An 18,125-nucleotide genomic window follows, 5' to 3' on the forward strand; every position below is an offset into this window, starting at 1 on the left:
CTTTCCTGGAGCGCGCGCCGCTCCGCGTGACGATCGTTCCCATCCTGTCGACGCTGGCGGGATCGGCGACGGCGCTGCTGCCCATCGTCGCGACCGAGCCGATCGTGCCGCCCTTCGGGCTGATGATGCTGCTTGCCTGGCGGCTGCTGCGTCCCGAGATCTGGCCGGTCTGGGTGGCGCTTCCGCTCGGGTTGGCCGACGATCTGATCAGCGGCCATTATCTTGGCACCGCGATGATCCTGTGGACCATCGCCTTCCTCTCGCTCGAATGGGTCGACCAGGCGCTGCGATGGCGCGACAGCTGGATCGAATGGGGGGTCGCCTCGCTGGGCATCGTCACGATCGGCATCGGCTCATGGGCGCTGTCGCAGCCGGGCGGCAGCCACACCTCGGTGCTGACCGTCCTTCCCCAGACGATCGGCGCCATCCTGCTGTTCCCGGCGATCCTGCGGATCACCGCGGCGCTTGACAATTGGCGGCTCAAGCGATGAAGCGCAACCGCATCATCACCGAGCAGACCCAGGCCTTCACCTTCACCCGACGCGCCTTCGTCCTGGGCGCCGCGCAGGCGGGGGTCGGCGTGGTCCTGGCGGGGCGCATGGCGTGGCTGTCGATCGCGCAGAACGAACGCTACACCTCTCTTTCGGAGAGCAACCGGGTCCAGCTCACCCTCGTCCCGCCGCGGCGCGGCTGGATCATCGATCGCGCCGGCAAGCCGATCGCGATCAACCGCACGACCTTCCGCGTCGACATCATCCCCAACCAGCTCAGGAACGTCGATGCCGTGCTCGGCCAGCTGAGCCGGCTCCTGGCGCTGACAGCCGACGATCTCGACCGCATCCGTTCCGACCTCGCCGAGGCGCACGGCTTCCGCCCCGTCCCGGTGGTCGAGAATATCGACTACGAGCATTTCGCCGCGGTTAGCGTCCATCAGCCGTCGCTGCCGGGGGTCGCTCCGTCGAGCGGCTATGGCCGCTATTATCCGGCCGGTCCGGCGGTCGCGCATCTGGTCGGCTATGTCGGCCCTGCCTCGGCCGCCGACTATGAGAAGAGCCGTGACCCGCTGCTGATCACGCCTGGCTTCAAGATCGGCAAGGAAGGTCTTGAGAAAACGATGGAAAAATGGCTCCGCGGCAAGCCGGGAGCCAAGCGAAGCGAGGTCACGGCCCATGGCAAGGTGGTGCGTGAGCTGACCACCCGCCCCGAAGTGGTCGGCAATGCGCTCCAGCTCACCATCGATGCGGGTCTGCAACGCTACGCGGCGGCCCGGCTCGGGCCCGAGAGCGCGTCGGCGGTGGTGATCGACACCAAGACCGGCGGCATCCTCGCCATGGCGTCGATGCCCGCTTATGATCCCAACAGCTTCTCGGACGGCATCAGCCATGCCGAATGGGACTTCCTGTCGGGCGACGACCATCTGCCACTCACCAACAAGGTGATGCAGGGACTCTACCCGCCGGGGTCGACCGTCAAGCCGATGGTCGCGCTGGCGCTGCTCGAGGCCGGGGTCGATCCCAGTCAGACCGTCGTTTGCACGGGCCGCTACCGGCTCGGCAACAGCTATTTCCACTGCTGGCGGCATGGCGGCCACGGCAGCGTCGACATGCACCGGGCGATCGCGTCGAGCTGCGACATCTATTTCTACACCATGGCGCGACTGGTCGGGATCGACCGGATCGCGGCAACCGCCCGGATGCTGGGGATGGGTCAGGAATTCGACCTGCCGATGCCGTCACAGCGCTACGGCACCGTGCCCGACACGGCGTGGAAGGCGCGCCGCTACAAGGGTGCGCGATGGACCACAGCCGACACGCTCAATGCGACGATCGGCCAGGGCTACATGCTCAGCAACCCGCTCCAGCTCGCGGTGATGGCCGCGCGGATCGCGAGCGGCACCGCCCTCGCCCCTCGGCTGATCGTCAACAAGCGCTACCCGCCGCAGGGCGGTCCGCTCGACATCGCGCCCGAGCATCTCGACATAGTCCGTCAGGCGATGAGCGGCGTGATCAACGGCCCGTTCGGAACCGGACGATCGGGTCAGCTCAACATCGGCGACCTGCTGCTGGCGGGCAAGACCGGCACGGCGCAGGTCCGCCGCATCACCATGGCGATGCGCCGGGCGGGCCTGACCGGGACCGAGGGAATGCCGTGGAAGTATCGCGATCACGGCCTGTTCGTCGGCTTCGCGCCGGTCCAGGACCCGCGCTACGCGGTGTCGGTGGTGATCGAGCATGGCCTGCACGGCGCCGCTGGCGCGCCGATCGCGCGTGATCTGATCACCTATCTCTATGACCGCAAGCGCGCCGAAGACCGGCTCGCCACGCTCGAACAGGGCTGGGGCGGTACGATCGAGCAGCGCATGGCGCGCAAGGCCGCGATCTGGGCGCACCGCAACGATCCCAAGCCGGCCGCCACGCCCCCGACCGCCGAGGGCTCGCCGCCCCCGCCGCCCACCGGGGAGGCAGATCCCGAATGAACCGCGATTCGATCGTCCCGACCCCGCTGCGCCACATCCCCTGGCGCCTGCTGGCGTTGGTCGTCACCATCGGTGGCTTCGGCCTGGTCGTGCTTTATTCGGCGGCAGGCGGCAACATGCGGCCCTGGGCGATGTCGCAGGGCATCCGCTTCGCGATGTTCGTCGGCCTCGCCATCCTCATCTCCTGGGCAGGCGAGGAGCGGCTGAAGCGGGCGGCGATGCCGACCTATGGGATCATCGTCTTCCTGCTGCTGCTGGTCGAACTGTTCGGCTTCGTCGGCGGCGGCAGCCGGCGCTGGCTCGACCTCGGCTTCATCCGGGTCCAGCCCTCGGAGCTGATGAAGCCGGTGATCGTGCTCGCGGTGGCGCGCTTCTACGACATGCTGCCGGCGGGCGAGATTCGCCGGTTCAGCGCGATATGGCCCCCCGCCCTGCTGATCGGCGTGCCAGCCGCGCTGGTGCTGGTCCAGCCCGATCTCGGCACCGCGCTGATGATCTGCGGCGGCGGCGTCACCGTCGCCTTCCTCGCCGGAGTGCCGCTGCGCCTGTTCGGCGGCGCTGCGCTAGCGCTGGCAGCGGCCTTCCCGATCGCGCTGTCGTTCATGCACGATTACCAGCGCGACCGGATCGAGATATTCCTCAATCCCGAAAGCGATCCGCTCGGCACCGGCTACCACATCATCCAATCGAAGATCGCGATCGGATCGGGCGGCCTGTTCGGCAAGGGCTTCCTCGCCGGCACCCAGAGCCATCTCGACTATCTGCCCGAACGGCACACCGACTTCGTCTTCGCGACCATGGCGGAGGAATGGGGCCTGGTCGGCGGAGTCGCGTTGATCCTCGCCTTCCTCCTGGTGATCCGCTGGGGCATGCGCGTCGCCGGCCGTGCCAAAGGCCGTTTCGCGCGGCTGACGGCGGCCGGGCTGGCGACGACGATCTTCTTCTACGTCGCGATCAACCTGGCCATGGTCATGGGCCTGGCGCCCGTCGTCGGCATCCCCCTGCCCCTCGTCTCCTTCGGCGGATCGGCGATGATGACGGTGCTGATCTGCATCGGCATGCTGATGGCGATCGATCGTTCGGCCCAGCGCCCATAGCGTCCGCCGATCTTTTTTGGGGGAAGGCTAAATTTTTTCCCTCAAAGCGGTTTACATTTCGCGCGAGCCGATGCTAAGGGCGCGCCTCCACGACGGGAGCTACCATCTCCCATCCGCCGGAAAGTGGACGCATAGCTCAGTTGGTAGAGCAGCTGACTCTTAATCAGCGGGTCCTAGGTTCGAGCCCTAGTGCGTCCACCATTCCCCTCCCCCTCATCTCGAAAGCAAGCCTAAGCGGTCTGGTCGCCGGGCGGCGCGGTCATCCGCCTTGGCGCATCGCCGATGGCGGCACCGAGAAATGCTTCTTGAAGGCGGCGGTGAAATTGGTGGCCTCGCTGAAGCCCAGCCGCTCGGCGACGTCCGCGATGCTCAACCCTGCGTCGTTCAGCAGATCGAGCGCGCGCCGCATCCGCAATTCCGTGCAATATTGCTGCAGCGACATGCCGAACATCCGCTTGAACATGAACTGCAGCTTGTTGCGGTTGATGCCGGTGAACGACACGGCCTCCGACAGCGCGATCGGCGCGGGACAACGGCGCTCGACCTCACGGCCCAGCCGCAGGAGGACATCATGCTCTTCGGGCGTCAGCCTCTGCACGCCGGTCGCGGCCTGCGCCGTCGCGGTCCAGGCGTCGAACAGTTCCTTCAGCAACTCCAGCCCGATCATGTGCGCCTGCACCGGACGCCAGGCCGCGCGCCGATCGAGATTGAACAGCCGTTCGGCCAGGAGCCTCGTCCTGCGGTCGAGCGGGATATGGCCGAACGACACCTCGCGGTTCCGCCAGAGGCGGCTCAGCATCGGCGGCAGGTCCGACAGGCTGAAACCCAGTCCGCCTTCCAGATAGTCGCGCGAGATTTCGAGCGAGCAGAAGCGATAGCGCGTTCCCCGCCGATAGGTGCCCGTCAGGCCGGTGCCGGCGGACTGGACGATGAAGGTGCAGAAGCGCTGCCCGTCGTGGATGTCGTCCTGCGGCGAGCTGAAGGTCGCTTGTCCGTCGAATGGGATGCGCAGCCGGACGCAATCCTCGGAGGCCTTCGCGGTGATCAGCCAGTCGCGGGCCACCGTCCCCTGTACGATCTGTACGAGCATCCCCGGCAGCAGCGCCAGATATTCCTCCGTTCCGTCCCTGAGGATGTTGGGAATGCGATCGTCATCGGCAATCGGCCGGTGATCGACCTGCAGAGCGTCGATGCCGCCGGATAGCGCGGGGCTAAGCGCGGAGAGATGTGCGATCTCGGCATCGATATGGGCGCGGTCGGCGGTGATCGTCGTCGCCACCGGGAATCGATCGGCACGCATATTTCCTCGTGCTGATTCCATCATTCGTGCTGCCTCAATCTTGTGATCCGCCGAAAATGCCCGGATGAGCTGGCGGCCGAAACAGCTTGGGCGGCACGGTCGCCTTCACGGGAAGATGCTGTAGGCATTAATGAAGGGGGTAACAATGGCTCACAGCTTCCGACGGTTCGCCCATATCGCCACCGCGGCATCGGCGCTGGCTTTCGGCGCATCCGGCGTCTCAGCGGCCGGCGCGGCGTCCGCCGGCGACGGCGCCGACGAGGACATGATCATCGTCACCGCCCAGAAGCGCGAGGAGCGCCTCCAGGACGTTCCGCTATCGGTTTCGGCGATCTCCTCGGAAAGCCTGCTCGACCGCAACCAGACCCGTATCCAGGATTATTTCGCGAATGTGCCGGGGCTCAACATCAGCGCCCAGGGCAATGGGCAGACCAACCTTGCGATCCGCGGCATCACCACCGGCCAGACGACGAACCCGGCGGTCGGCATCGTCATCGACGACGTCCCGTTCGGCGGCAGCAACGCGCTCGCCTATGCATCCCGCCTGATGCCCGATCTCGACCCAGGCAGCCTGGCGCGGATCGAGGTGCTGCGCGGCCCGCAGGGAACGCTCTACGGTGCCAGCAGCATTGGCGGCCTCCTCAAATTCGTCACCCGCGAACCGTCGATGACCGAGACGAGCTGGCGGGGGGAGGTCGGCGCCAGCGACGTCAGCGGCGGTGCGATGGGCTTCTCCGCGCGCGGCGCTGCCAACATTCCGCTGACCGACAAGCTCGCGCTGCGGGCCAGCGGCTTCTTTCGGCGCGACGGCGGCTATGTCGACAATGTGCTGACCGGCCGATCGAACGTGAACCGCATCGAAAGCTATGGCGGCCATGTCGCGGCGCTGTGGCGACCGGCCGAGCCCCTGTCGGTCAAGCTGTCCGCCCTCCTCCAGAACGTGACCTCGAACGGGTCGTCGGAGGTCGATACCGACGCCTCGCTCCGGCCCGTGCTCGGTTCGCTGCGCCAGGCGCGCCTGCCCGGCGTTGACCATTACGACATCAAGTCGCGGCTGTTCTACGCGACGATCGGCTATGACCTCGGATCGGTCGATCTCACCTCGGTCACCGGCTACGGCATCAGCGACTATAGCGCGTCGATCGAATCGACCTATCGCTTCGGCGATCTCGCGAATCGCTTCTTCGGCGTGCCCGGCGCCGCGCTGGCGAATGATTTCAGGACGAAGAAGTTCAGCCAGGAGGTCCGGCTCGCCTCGAGCGGCGAGAATATCCTCGATTGGGTGGTCGGCGCCTTCTACACGCACGAGACGACCAGCGCGCTCCAGCGGATCCAGGCGCTCGACGCGATCGGCGCCGTCGCCAACTCGCTCCAGCGCACCGAATTCCCGACCAAGTTCCGCGAGCTGGCCGGCTTCGCCTCGGTCACGCTGCATCTGGGCGAGCGTTTCGATATCCAGGCCGGCAGCCGCTACAGCGGCAACAAGCAGGATTATGAGGAAGAGGGCGTCGGCCGGCTGGGCGGCAACTATAGGCGCGCCCAGACCTCGCGCGACCACAAGTTCACCTATCATGTGACGCCGCGCTTCCGCATTTCCGAGGACGCGATGGTCTATGCCCGTGTCGCCACCGGCTATCGCGTCGGCGGTCCCAATCCGCTGACGACGGCGGACGCGGCAGCGGCGGGCGTTCCCACCGAATATGGCCCCGACACCACGACGAACTACGAGATCGGCCTGAAGGGCAACGCCGCCGACGGCGCCCTGACCTTCGACCTGTCGGCCTATCATATCGACTGGAAGAACATCCAGCTCGCGCTGACCAGCCCGACGACCGGCTATTATTATTTCACCAACGGCCCGAGCGCGAAGAGCGAGGGCGTCGAGGCCAGCCTGACCGTGGCGCCCGGCGGCGGCCTGGAGATCGGTTTCAACGCCTCCTACAACAAGGCGGAGCTCAAGGCCGACATGCCGGCCGGCAGCGCCCGCGCCTTCGCCGGGGACCGGCTGCCGTTCAGCAGCAAGTTCACCGCCAGCACCAGCATCGATCAGGATTTCGGCATCACCGATCGATGGGACGGTTTCTGGGGCGCCGGCCTCACCTATGTCGGCAAGCGACCGGGTGAGTTCGTGTCGCGGCCGACCAGCCCGCGAATCGTCTATCCAGACTATGTCTCGGTCGACCTGCGCGCCGGGTTGCGGATGGAGCCATGGACGCTGTCCTTCTATGTCACCAACCTGACCGACGCGCGCGGCGTGGTCGGCGTCTCGACCAACAGCCGCGCGCCCACCGCGACGAGCTTCTACGGCGTCAACTACATCCGTCCGCGGACCGTCGGCATGACGCTGGCGACGGCCTTCTGAGCCGGAGGGACGCATGACGCGCGATCCCAGCGACAGCCGTCTCGATCTCGGCATGGACGCCGCGATCACGCGGCGGGACTTCGTCAACGGCGCGCTCGTCGGCGCCGGCGCGCTGCTGACCGCGTCGGGACCGGCGGGGGCCGCGGCGGCGGGGCCCTTCGCCCCCTCGGGCTCGGCCTGGACGGGCTATGGCGGCGTCGGCGACTATAGCGTGTCGAACGGCAATACCGAGCAGGTGCGCGACGCCGCGCACCTGATCCGCGACGGCGCCTATGAAGCGATCGCAACCTCGCCGGTCGAGGAGAGCTGGGACGTCGTCGTCATCGGCGGAGGCTTTTCGGGCGTCACCGCGGCCTATGAATTCTCCCGCCAGGCGAAGCCGGGGCAGAGTTGCCTGCTGCTTGAGAACCATCCGGTCATCGGCGGCGAAGCCAAGCAGAACGACCTGGACGTCGACGGCATCCGGCTGGCCGGGCCGCAGGGATCGAACGAGAGCCTCGTGCCCGTCCAGCCTTATGGCGAGCGCTACGAGGTGTTCCGCGACTATTGGCACGAGATCGGGATGCCGACCGATTTTCCGCTGGTGCCGCTGGCCGGCGGCGCGGAAAAATACCACATCCCCAACAGCCATTATGACCCGATGGTGATCGAGCGCGAATTCGACGTCGGCTATTATTTCGGCGCCGATGGCTGGCGCACCAACCCGTGGAAGGACGCGTTCCGGTCGACGCCCTGGCCAGAGAATATCCGTCGCGACGTGGACGATTTTTTCAACAACCGACGGGACGGATCGGCGCTTCCCGGCGCGGGGGACGGTTTCGACCGCTTCCTCGACTCGATGAGCTATAGGGAACTGCTCGACCGGCTCGGCTATGGCCCGGAGATATCGAGCTATGTCGACCCGCTGATCGGGGTCGGCAATTACGGCGTCTGCAGCGACGCGATCTCCGCCTATGCCGCGCGGCGGCTCACCCTTCCAGGAACGATCCCGAGCGGTGCCAGCAGCCGCTTCAGCAACCTCAAGGCGGTGTCCTTCCCCGGGGGCAATGCCACGATCCTCCGCACCATGCTGAAGCGGATGATCTCCGACGCAATCCAGGGCGACGGCGGGCTGCTCGCCAATGCGACCGCGCCGTTCAATCCGGCGGCGTTCGACCGGCCCGGACAGGCGGTCCGCCTCCGGCTGTCGAGCACCGTGGTCCGGGTCGAGCATGACGGGCCGCCGGACAAGGCCGAACGGGTCTTCGTCACCTATGCCCGGAATGGACGCCTGCACCGCGTCGCCGCCAAGGCGGTGGTGGTCGGCGCGGGCGGCTGGGTCGCGCGCCGGATCGTCCGCGATCTCCCCTCGGACATCGCGGAGGCCTATTCCGGCTTCAACTACGGTCCGGTCATGACGGCGAATATCGGGCTACGCCACTGGCGCTTCTTCGACCGGCTGGGGATCATCGCGGCGCGATGGTTCGACGGGCTCGGCTGGGAGGCCTGCATTCGCCGCGACGTCGACCTGACCGGCAATGCCCGGCCGCTGACACCCGACTCGCCGATCATGCTGACGCTCTATATCCCCATCCTTCGCCCCGGCGAGGACATGGCAGCGCAGGGCGCGGTGGCCCGCCAATATCTGCTCGACACCTCCTATGCGACGTTCGAGCGGCAGATCCGGGAGCAACTGACGGCGATGTTCGGCAGCCATGGCTTCGACGCCCGGCGCGACATCGCCGGCATCGTCCTCAACCGCTGGGGACATGCCTATTTTGCGCCGTCGCCGGGCTTCTTCTTCGGCAAGGACGGCAAGGAGGCCCCGCACGAGACGATCCGCCGCAGCTATGGACGCATCCGCTTCGCCCATTCGGAGCTTCAGGGAAACATGAACATGGCCCATGCCATGCTCGAGGCCCGGCGCGGGGCCAGGCAGGCGGCCGCGCTGATCTAGCGGCCGGGTCAGGGATATGTGGGAGGATGGATTGCTGGTAGGACGTCGAACCGTCGTCTCGGGAATGGCCGCGGCGCTGGGCGCCCTCGCCCTGCCGGGCTGGGCATTGCCGCAGAAGGGCACCCATGCGGTGCTGCTCGGCACCAAGGGCGGGCCGAGCCCGATCCCGGAGCGCGCCGCTCCGTCGACCGCGCTGGTGATCGACGGCAGGCTGCACCTCGTCGACTGCGGCAACGGCGTCGCCCACCAGCTCGCGAAGGCGGGGATCGCCCTGCCCCTGCTGAACCAGGTCTACATCACCCACAACCATTCCGACCATGTGATCGACGTCGCGACGTTGCTCGTCCTGGCCTGGGCGGCCGGGCTCGCCACGCCGGTCGCCGTGCATGGGCCGCCGCCGATCGCGGAGATCGTGAAGAACGGGCTTGGCGTATCCGCCTACGACATGGCGGCGCGGATGCGCGAGGAAGGCCGGCCGCCGCTGGAAAAGCTGATCACCGTCCGCGAACGCGACACGGGCGGGCTGGTGTACCGCGACGACAGCGTGACGGTGCGCAGCGCGCTGGTCGACCATTATACGGTCCGCCCGGCCTTCGCCTATCGCTTCGACACGGCGGACCGGTCGATCGTCATCTCGGGCGACACCACCTATAGCGAGGCGCTGGCGGAGCTGGCTCGCGACGCCGACGTCCTGATCCACGAGGCGTTGTACGAACCCTTCCTCGACCGGATCAGCACGGCCAACGCGCCGACGTTGCGCGACCATCTGCGCAAGAGCCACACCACCACCGAGCAGATCGGGCAACTGGCCGCGAAGGCCAATGTCGGGAAGGTCGTCCTGACCCATCTCGTCCCGGCGGTCGGGGTGACGGACGAGGAGTGGATCGTCGGCGTCCAGAAATATTATCGCGGCGAGATCGTCGTCGGGCGCGACCTGATGGTGATCTGAGCGGACGGCGCGGGAGATCGGCGCTGGGCCCATCCGATCGGATAGGCTTCGACCGGAATCCGGCCATGCCCATCCGATCGTCTTGCTCGCGTGCGCGCGAAATGCTGCACAATGGACGGATGACCAGCCCATCCCTTTCGATCGAAGCGATTCGCGCAACGCGCGAGGCGCTTGGCACGCGCGTCGTGACCACCCCGACCCTCGATTGGCAATGCGACGAGATCGTCGAGCGGCTGGGGCCGGATTCTCGCGTCAACCTGAAGCTCGAACTGTTCCAGCGCACCGGCACCTTCAAGGCGCGTGGCGCGCTCAACGTGATGCTCGGCCTGTCGCCCGAACAGCGCGCGCGGGGCGTCACCGCGGTCAGCGCGGGCAATCATGCGATCGCCACCGCCTATGCCGCCCGCTCGCTCGGCCTGTCGGCCAAGGTGGTGATGCTCGCCAGTGCCAATCCGGCTCGGGTCGAGCGCTGCCGCAAGCTCGGCGCGGAGGTCGAGATCGCCCCCGACGGCGCATCGGCCTTCGAACGCGCTCGCCAGATCGAGGCGGAGGAAGGGCGCAGCTTCATCCATCCGTTCGAAGGGCCGCTGACCGCGCTCGGCACCGCGACGATCGGGCTCGAATGGGTCGAGCAGGCGGGGCCGCTCGACGCGGTGATCTGCCCGATCGGCGGCGGCGGACTGATCGCCGGCCTTGCCACCGCGATCAAGCTGCTGTCCCCCGGCTGCACGGTCTACGGCGTCGAGCCCGAGGGTGCCGACAATATGCGGCGGAGCTTCGAGGAGGGCGAGCCGGTCGCCAATGCGCGGATCGCGACGATCGCCGACAGCCTCGCCCCGCCCTATTCGCTGCCCTACAGCTTCGACCTGTGCCGCCGGTCGGTCGACGAGATCGTGCTGGTCTCCGACGACCAGCTCCGCGCAGGCATGAACCTGCTGTTTCGTGAAGCGAAGCTCGCGGTCGAACCGGCCGCCGCCGCCGCGACCGCCGCGATGCTGGGCCCGCTCGCCGAGCGGCTATACGGGCAGCAGGTCGGCGTGATCGTCTGCGGGGCCAATATCGACATCGCCGGCTTCGCCGCCCACATCGAAACCGGACGCACCCTCACCGGCTTGCAATAGCGCAGGTGGACCTAGCCGTTCGGCTAAGCCAGGACGGGCGGGCCGATCGCCCCATCCTTTCGGTCGTCTCCAGATCCCGAAGAACGATTTGACTGGCGGCCGGGGATGACGACCATGAAGCGCATGGCGGAAACCGCCGTGGCGTGAATGGCAGGGAGGGCGCGCGACGATGGATGATCCGGTTCCCGTCCCTGCCGTGCCGGACTATTTCCTGCCCGCGACGATCGCCGAGGCCGGCGACCTGCTCGCCCGCCATGACGGCCGCGCCCGGCTGCTCGCGGGTGGCCAGACGTTGATCCCTGAACTGTACCGGCCGGGCGGCACGCCCGCCGCGCTGATCGACCTGCGCCGCATCGCCGAGCTCGGCCGGATCGAGTGGCGCGCCGACCATGTCGAGATCGGCGCAATGGTGACGATCGCCGCGGCGCGGGCCGAACTCGCCCGGGCCTTCCCCGTGGCCGCACCCTGCCTCGGCCATGTCGCCAACAGTGCGGTCCGCAACCGCGCGACGCTGGGCGGCAGTCTCGCCCTGGCCGATCCCGCCTCGGAGATATCGACCTTCCTGCTCGCCCATGACGCCGGGATCATCCTCGCCGGGGGTGAGCTGTGCCCGGTGGACCAGTTGATCGCGGGCTGCGCCGACGCGCCGCCGTTCATCCGCGCCATCCGCCTCCCCCTCCCCGCCGCGCACGAGCGCTCCGGCTTTGCCGAGATATTGCGGCGGCGATCGGGCGGCCGGTCGCTGGCGATGGCGCTGGCGCGGCTCGGCGCCGGGCGCGCCCGGCTGACGGTCAGCGGCGGAACCTGCCAACCCTTCCGGATCGAGGCTACCGACGGCCCCGCGCTGCTCGACGCACTCGTGGCGCGGTCGTCCGCCTTCGATGGACCGTCGACACGAGCCTGGGCGCTCGCCGCCGCCCGCCGGGCGATCGCGACGGCGGAGAATGCGGCATGCTGATCAACTGCACCCTCAACGGCCGCGACACCGCGATCGAGGCCGCCGCCACGACCCGGCTGTCCGCGCTGCTTCGTGAAACGCTGGGCCTGACCGGAACGCATGTCGCCTGCGACGAAGGCGTGTGCGGCTCTTGCACCGTGCTGCTCGACGGCAGCGCCGCGCGCGCCTGCCTGACGCTGGCCGGCCAATGCGACGGTGTGGCGATCGAGACGGTCGAGGGCGTCGCCGCCGGCGAGACGTTCGAAACGATCGCCGACGCCTTCCTGCGGCACAATGCGCTGCAATGCGGCTTCTGTACGCCGGGCTTCGTCACCACCGTCGCCGCGATGCTGCGCGACGATGCGCGCGAGAGGCTCGGCGACGCCGAGGTCGAGGCGCGGATATCGTCGGTCGCCTGCCGCTGCACCGGCTATCTGCCGATCGTCGCGGCCGTCCGCGACCTGCTGGGGCGCGACCGATGAGCGCGGCGATGCCCGGTCACGCCCGCCCTTCGGCGCGGCGCTTCCTCGAAGGGCGCGGTCGCTATGTCGCCGACCTGTCGATGCCCGGCATGCTCCACGCAGTGGTGGTGCGCAGTACCGAGGCGCATGCCGACATCAGCGTCGACGCCAGTGCGGCCCGAGCCGTCGCCGGGGTGCGGCTGGTGCTCGACGGCGGCGACATCCTCGCGGCGATCCAACCGCCCCCGATCATCTGGGACGTCCCCGGCCAGCGCCGCTCGGGGCTGCGCGCGTTGGCGCACGGCCGTGTCCGCTATGTCGGCGAGCCGGTCGCGATCGTCGTCGCCGAGAGCGAGGCGATCGCCCGCCACGCCGCCGCGCTGGTGCGGATCGCCTATGCCCCGCGTCCGGTCGTCGCCTCGATCGACCAGGCGCTGGCCGCCGATGCGCCTCGCCTCTACGACGACTGGCCCGACAATGTCGTCGCCTCGGCCGAATGGAGCGGCGGCGAACCCGATGCCGCCTTCGCCGACGCGCCGGTCCATGTCTCGGGCCGCTATGTGTCGGGCCGGGTCTCGGCCCATTCGCTGGAGACGCGCGGCGTGCTCGCCGCTTATGATCCGGCACAGGACGGCGTCACCATCCACAGCTCGACCCAGGGGCCGCACCAGCTGCGCGAGGCGATCGCCTGGTGCCTGGGCGTCGCCGAGCACCGCATCCGGGTGATCGTGCCCGACGTCGGCGGGGCGTTCGGATCGAAGTCCTGCCCCTATGGCGAGGAGATATTGCTCGCATATCTCGCGTTGTGGCTGCGCGCGCCGGTGCGCTGGATCGAGAGCCGGGCCGAGGCGTTCGTCGCCTGCGCTCCCGGCCGCGACGAGATCGTCGATATCGAGCTGGCCTTGTCGGAGGATGGCCTCATCCTCGGCCTCAAGGCGCTGATCACCCTCGACAAGGGAGCCGAGCCCTATGCCGCCTCGGTCGGGGCCGCCTGGGCCGGAGCGATGATGGTGACGGGTGCCTATCGCATCGCCGACGTCCATGTTGCGACGCGGGTCGTCGTCACCAACAAGACGCCGACCGGCGCCTATCGCGGTTATGGCACGCCCGAGGTCAATTTCGCGCTCGAACGCGCGCTCGACGATGCCGCGCGGCGGATCGGCATCGACCCGGCCGAACTGCGCCGCCGCAACCTCGTGCCCCCCGAGGCGATGCCCGCGCCGTCCGCGACGGGGCTGCTGCTGCTCGACAGCGGCCGCTACGAGGAGATGCTCGATCTCGCGCTCGACGCCTTCGACTATCGCGCGCGGGTCGGTCGGGCGCGCGCCGAACGGGCCGAGGGACGCGCCGTCGGGATCGGCCTCGCCTTCTATGTCGAGCCGACCAATCTCGGCCCGTCCGCGCTGTGCGGCATGATCGGCATCGCCTCGGGCGGCTTCGACATTGCCACGATCCGCATGGAGCCGAGCGGGCAGGTCGTCGTCTTCACCGGCCAGACGCCGATGGGCCAGGGCGTCGAACGGGTGCTGCAACAGATCTGCGCCGCCGAACTGACGATGCCCGACGAGGACGTCACCGTCGTCCATGGCGACACCCAGGCCTGCCCCTATACCGCCTATGGCAGCGGCGGCAGCCGGGGGACAGGCATCGGCGGATCGGCGGTGATGCTCGCCGCCAGCCGCCTCCGCGAGAAGCTCTGCGCGATCGGCGCGCATCTCCTCGGCGCGGCGCCCGACGATGTCGAACTCAGCCAGGGTGGCGTGCAGGTGCGGGACGACGCCGCGCGGCGCGTATCGATCGCCCGGGCCGCACGCGCCGCCTATCTCGCCCATGACCTTCCCGCCGGAATGGACCCCGGGCTCGACGCCCGCGCCAGCTTCGATCCCGCGACGCTCGCCATCACCTACGGTGTCGCGCTGGCCGAGGTCGAGGTCGACCGGGAGACCGGGCTGGTCAACGTGCGCGACATCCTGTTCGGCCATGATTGCGGGCGGCAGATCAACCCGGCGCTGGTCGAGGCGCAGGTGATCGGCGGGATCGTGCAGGGGATCGGCGCCACGCTCTACGAAGGGCTCGACCATGACGCGGCGGGACGGCCCGTCACCCGCTGCATGCGCGACTATCCCCTACCCTTCGCGGCCGATGTCCCGCCGATCGCGCTGGTCCATCTCGAAACCCCGTCCCCCTTCTTCCCCAACGGCGCGAAGGGCGTCGGCGAAAGCGGCGCGATCCCGATCCCGGCCGCGATCGCCAACGCCATCCGCGACGCGCTGGGCGATACGGCCGGCGACGCCGTCAACCGGCTGCCTATCCGCCCGGAAAGCCTTCTCCCAAGCTGAACGAAAGGAATATTCCCATGGCCGATTATGCGAAGGACGAGGCGCGTATCCGCGAGATCGTCGAGCAGATGTTCGAGGCGATCAGCTGGTCCGCCGACAAGGCGCCCGATTTCACCGCCTTCGCCGCCGCCGTGCGCAAGGACGCGCTGCTCGCCCCGTCGGCCCGCCCGCTCAGCCCGACCGACATCGAGACCTTCGTCGGCCGGATGCGCGGGCAATATGAGAGCGGCGCGATGAAGACCTTCGACGAGCGTGCCAACAAGACGATCGTCAAGGTGTTCGGCAACCTCGCCGTGGCGATCGGCAGCTATCGGGCGCAGATCGACGGCGGTCCGGTCGGCCGGGGCGCGAACGGTTTCCTGCTGGTCCGCAACGACGGCGACTGGCAGATCGCGGCGATGGGCTGGGACAGCGAGGGCGAGGACAAGCCGCTGCCGGCCGAGCTGGTCTGATCGGTCGAACGGGGTACGGATGCGATAGAGGCTTTCCGTTCGGTCGCGAGCGGTTAAGCTCTCCATCGCGACAGGCGAGGCCGGGACCATGACAATCAACGCCGGGGACGGCTGGTCCCGACGCATCGACGATCTGGCGCCCCGGATCGCCCGCCACCATGTCACGCTGCTGCGGGCGCCGGCCGGCCATGGCAAGAGCGTCGCCCTCGACCGGCTGCGCGCGGCGGTCGAGGCGGGCGGCGAGCGCTGCGCCGCGCTGCTGCTCGACAAGCGCGACGCCGATCTGAGCCGCTTCTTCCGGCGCGTCGCCCATGCGCTGGGTGTCGATCCCGCCCAGCCCGACGCGGCGGGCGTGGCCGAGGCGGTGGACGGCGAGGCCGACGACGACCGTCTGTCCATGTTGTTCCTCGACGGTATCGACGAGGCGGGCGACACCCTGCCCCCGGCCCTGTCCGACCTGATCCTGTTCGCCCCCGGCCTGCGTTTCGTGATCGCCTCACGCGAAGGCAACCTGCCCGGACTGGCGAAGCTGCGGGCGCAGGACCGGGTCGCTGTGATCGGCCCCGACCAGCTCGGCTTCTCCCGCGCCGAGGCGCTCGCCTTCCTCGGCGCCAGCGAGGATGCCGACGTCATGCGGCTGGTCGATCGTTGCGAGGGCTGGCCGATCCTGCTCAAATTCGTCCGCGACGGCCTCGGCGCCGGCGATCCGCCGTCGCTGGCGGGAGAGGTCGGGTCGGTATCGGCCGATCTCATCGCCGACTTCCTCGACGAACAGATCCTCGCCCCGCTGCTGCCCGAGGACGCCGACTTCCTCGAGCGGACGGCGGTGGTGTCGCGCTTCACGCTCGATCTGGCGCGGCTGCTCGCGCCCGAAGCGGCCGTCGAGCAATCGGTCGAGCGGCTCGGCCGCGCAGCCGGCCTGCTCCAGGCGCGGCGGCTCAACGGCCTCTGGTATCATGTCAATCCGATGCTCCGCGCGACGCTCATGCGGCGCTTCCAGGCGCGGATCGGCTCGGACATCCGCAGCGTCCACCGCGCGATCGAGGCGTGGATGATCGAGCATGACGCGATCGACGAGGCGGTGCTGCACGCCTGCCTCGCCCAGGACTATGACGAATGCGTCCAGCTCGTCCGGCGCTTCGGTCCCGCCAATCTCTCGATGCGCTACGGGCTGCGCACGCTCCGCTCGGTGCTGGCCGCTTTCCCGCGCCATTATCTCGACCATGAACCCTCGCTCGGCATTTCAGAGGCGCTGATCCTGTCGAAGGAAGGCCGCGTGTCCGACGCCCGGCGCCTGGTCCACCGCCTGCGGGAGAAAACCGGCAGCCATGCCGTGCGTCCTGCCGCACTTGGCGATCTCGACCTGCTCGACATCATGCTCGCCTGCCATGCCGATCAGCCGCTCGCGCCGGGGCTGGCCGACCGGCTGTCGGAGGTCGCGGCGACGCTGCCGCATGACGACGTGATCCATCAGGGCTGGGTCCAGAACCTGATCTGCCGCGTCCATCTGAGCCTCGGTAATTTTGCCAACGCCGCAGCAGCCGGGATCGCCGCCGAGCATTATTATGCCCGGTCGGATTCACGCTACGGTCAGTTCTTCGTCCACCTCCACCTCGCATCGACGCGGAGCTGGCAGGGGCATTATGACCAGGTCGCCAGCCACATCGACAGTGCGGAATCGATCGCCGTCCAGCATTTCCCCGAAGAGCCGGCGATGGCGACGCTCTGCCGGCTGTTGCGCGCCGAGCTGCTGTTCGATCAGGGCCAGGCCGATCTCGGCATCGACCTGCTGCCCGCGCTGCAAAGCGCCGAGAACAACGATGGATGGCTCGACCTGTTCGTCAGCGGCTATCGCACCGCCGCGCTGCACGCCTTCCGCGGCAGTGGCCTCGAAACCGCGCTCGCGGTCACCCGGCGGGGCGACGAGGCGGCGTTGCGCATCGGCCTTCCGCGCCTCTCGCTGGTGATGCAGATCCTCCGGGCCGAGCTGCTGTCGCTCGCCGGGCATCGCAACCAGGCAGGCAACGCGCTGCGCGCGATCCGGGTGCCGGGCAATGGCGAGGACGACGCGCGCTGGCGCGAGCGGCTTGCGCTCGGCATCGCCAATGCCCGGCTGCTGATCCATTCGCGTCAGTTCCGCCGGGCGACCGTGCTGCTCGACACGCTGGAAGGCGAATGCGAGCGCCGTGGGATCGGGCGCCTCGTCGCCAAGATCGGCCTGTTGCGGGCGCTGCTGCTCGCCGGTTCGGGCAGCCCGCAGCGCGCGATCGCGACGCTGGTCGAGCTGCTCCAGTCGGCACAGCAGCCGTCGATGCAGGCCTTCATCGAGGAGGGTGAACTGATGGCGCGGCTCTGCTCGCTGGTCGCCCATCATTCACAGCGCCACGCCCTCGGCCCCGAGGCGAGCCGCTTCCTCGCCGAACTGTCGGAGCGGCTCGGTCAGAGCTACCAGCATGTCATCGACCGCGATGCCGGCGGCTCCTATCTCAGTGCCCGCGAGCGCGAGATATTGCTCAGCCTCGCCCAGGGCGAATCGAACAAGTCGACCGCAGAGCGCCTGAACGTCTCCGAGGCGACGGTGAAATTCCACCTCCAGCGCATCTACCGGAAGCTCGGCGCCCACAACCGGGTCAAGGCGATCGCCGTCGCCCAGCAGCAGGGCCTGCTCTACTGAGCAGGGCTAGGCTCCCGCTCT

13 protein-coding genes and 1 tRNA gene are annotated in these 18,125 nt (G+C 68.5%); 13 read left to right on the forward strand and 1 reads right to left on the reverse strand.

Annotated features, from left to right (window positions below; translation table 11 throughout):
- The first annotated feature begins 26 nt into the window (after positions 1-26).
- The 4 genes from mreD (at position 27) to B5X82_RS17420 (ending at position 3,774) form a co-directional block, all read left to right on the forward strand.
- The gene (gene mreD, locus B5X82_RS17405) at positions 27-491 is read left to right on the forward strand and encodes a rod shape-determining protein MreD (protein WP_235862715.1); all 465 of its coding nucleotides are present in this window, start codon (positions 27-29) and stop codon (positions 489-491) included.
- The gene (gene mrdA / locus B5X82_RS17410) at positions 488-2,476 is read left to right on the forward strand and encodes a penicillin-binding protein 2 (protein WP_079649452.1); all 1,989 of its coding nucleotides are present in this window, start codon (positions 488-490) and stop codon (positions 2,474-2,476) included. Before mreD ends, mrdA begins: the two co-directional genes overlap by 4 nt.
- Entirely contained in the window at positions 2,473-3,573 is a 1,101-nt protein-coding gene (gene rodA, locus B5X82_RS17415) for a rod shape-determining protein RodA (protein ID WP_079649453.1), read from the forward strand. The genes mrdA and rodA overlap by 4 nt, the downstream gene beginning before the upstream one ends.
- 125 nt (positions 3,574-3,698) lie before the next feature.
- Positions 3,699-3,774, forward strand: a tRNA-Lys gene (locus B5X82_RS17420).
- Between the two features lie 58 nt (positions 3,775-3,832).
- On the opposite strand, the gene B5X82_RS17425 is transcribed toward B5X82_RS17420, so the two are convergent.
- Positions 3,833-4,873 carry a helix-turn-helix domain-containing protein gene (locus B5X82_RS17425; RefSeq protein WP_176152612.1) on the reverse strand — a complete coding sequence of 347 codons (1,041 nt, stop codon included), beginning with the start codon at positions 4,871-4,873 and terminating at the stop codon, positions 3,833-3,835.
- A gap of 145 nt (positions 4,874-5,018) precedes the next feature.
- On the opposite strand from B5X82_RS17425, the gene B5X82_RS17430 reads away from it, so the two are divergent.
- From B5X82_RS17430 to B5X82_RS17470, 9 genes are all read left to right on the forward strand, one after another.
- On the forward strand, positions 5,019-7,235 hold the full coding sequence (locus tag B5X82_RS17430) for a TonB-dependent receptor (protein ID WP_176152613.1): 2,217 nt from the start codon (positions 5,019-5,021) through the stop codon (positions 7,233-7,235).
- A 13-nt stretch (positions 7,236-7,248) separates the two neighbouring features.
- Entirely contained in the window at positions 7,249-9,171 is a 1,923-nt protein-coding gene (locus B5X82_RS17435; RefSeq protein WP_079649456.1) for an FAD-binding oxidoreductase, read from the forward strand.
- Positions 9,172-9,202: 31 nt separating this feature from the next.
- Positions 9,203-10,120: an MBL fold metallo-hydrolase gene (locus B5X82_RS17440; RefSeq protein ID WP_209045885.1), complete on the forward strand. Its 918-nt coding sequence runs from the start codon at positions 9,203-9,205 to the stop codon at positions 10,118-10,120.
- A 119-nt stretch (positions 10,121-10,239) separates the two neighbouring features.
- Entirely contained in the window at positions 10,240-11,241 is a 1,002-nt protein-coding gene (locus B5X82_RS17445) for a threonine ammonia-lyase (RefSeq protein ID WP_235862716.1), read from the forward strand.
- A gap of 169 nt (positions 11,242-11,410) precedes the next feature.
- Positions 11,411-12,199, forward strand: a complete 789-nt coding sequence (locus B5X82_RS17450; protein WP_079649459.1) for an FAD binding domain-containing protein — start codon at positions 11,411-11,413, stop codon at positions 12,197-12,199.
- Positions 12,193-12,660, forward strand: coding sequence for a (2Fe-2S)-binding protein (locus tag B5X82_RS17455; RefSeq protein WP_079649460.1), 468 nt, complete (start codon positions 12,193-12,195; stop codon positions 12,658-12,660). The genes B5X82_RS17450 and B5X82_RS17455 overlap by 7 nt, the downstream gene beginning before the upstream one ends.
- On the forward strand, positions 12,657-14,978 hold the full coding sequence (locus tag B5X82_RS17460) for a xanthine dehydrogenase family protein molybdopterin-binding subunit (RefSeq protein ID WP_079649461.1): 2,322 nt from the start codon (positions 12,657-12,659) through the stop codon (positions 14,976-14,978). Before B5X82_RS17455 ends, B5X82_RS17460 begins: the two co-directional genes overlap by 4 nt.
- Positions 14,979-14,995: 17 nt before the next feature.
- Complete coding sequence (locus B5X82_RS17465) at positions 14,996-15,430, forward strand: nuclear transport factor 2 family protein (RefSeq protein WP_079649462.1); 435 nt, start codon at positions 14,996-14,998, stop codon at positions 15,428-15,430.
- Positions 15,431-15,518: 88 nt separating this feature from the next.
- Positions 15,519-18,104, forward strand: coding sequence for a LuxR C-terminal-related transcriptional regulator (locus B5X82_RS17470; protein ID WP_079649463.1), 2,586 nt, complete (start codon positions 15,519-15,521; stop codon positions 18,102-18,104).
- Positions 18,105-18,125 lie beyond the last annotated feature (21 nt).

Origin of the sequence: Rhizorhabdus histidinilytica (assembly GCF_900167915.1) — a bacterium.
Classification (GTDB): domain Bacteria; phylum Pseudomonadota; class Alphaproteobacteria; order Sphingomonadales; family Sphingomonadaceae; genus Rhizorhabdus; species Rhizorhabdus histidinilytica.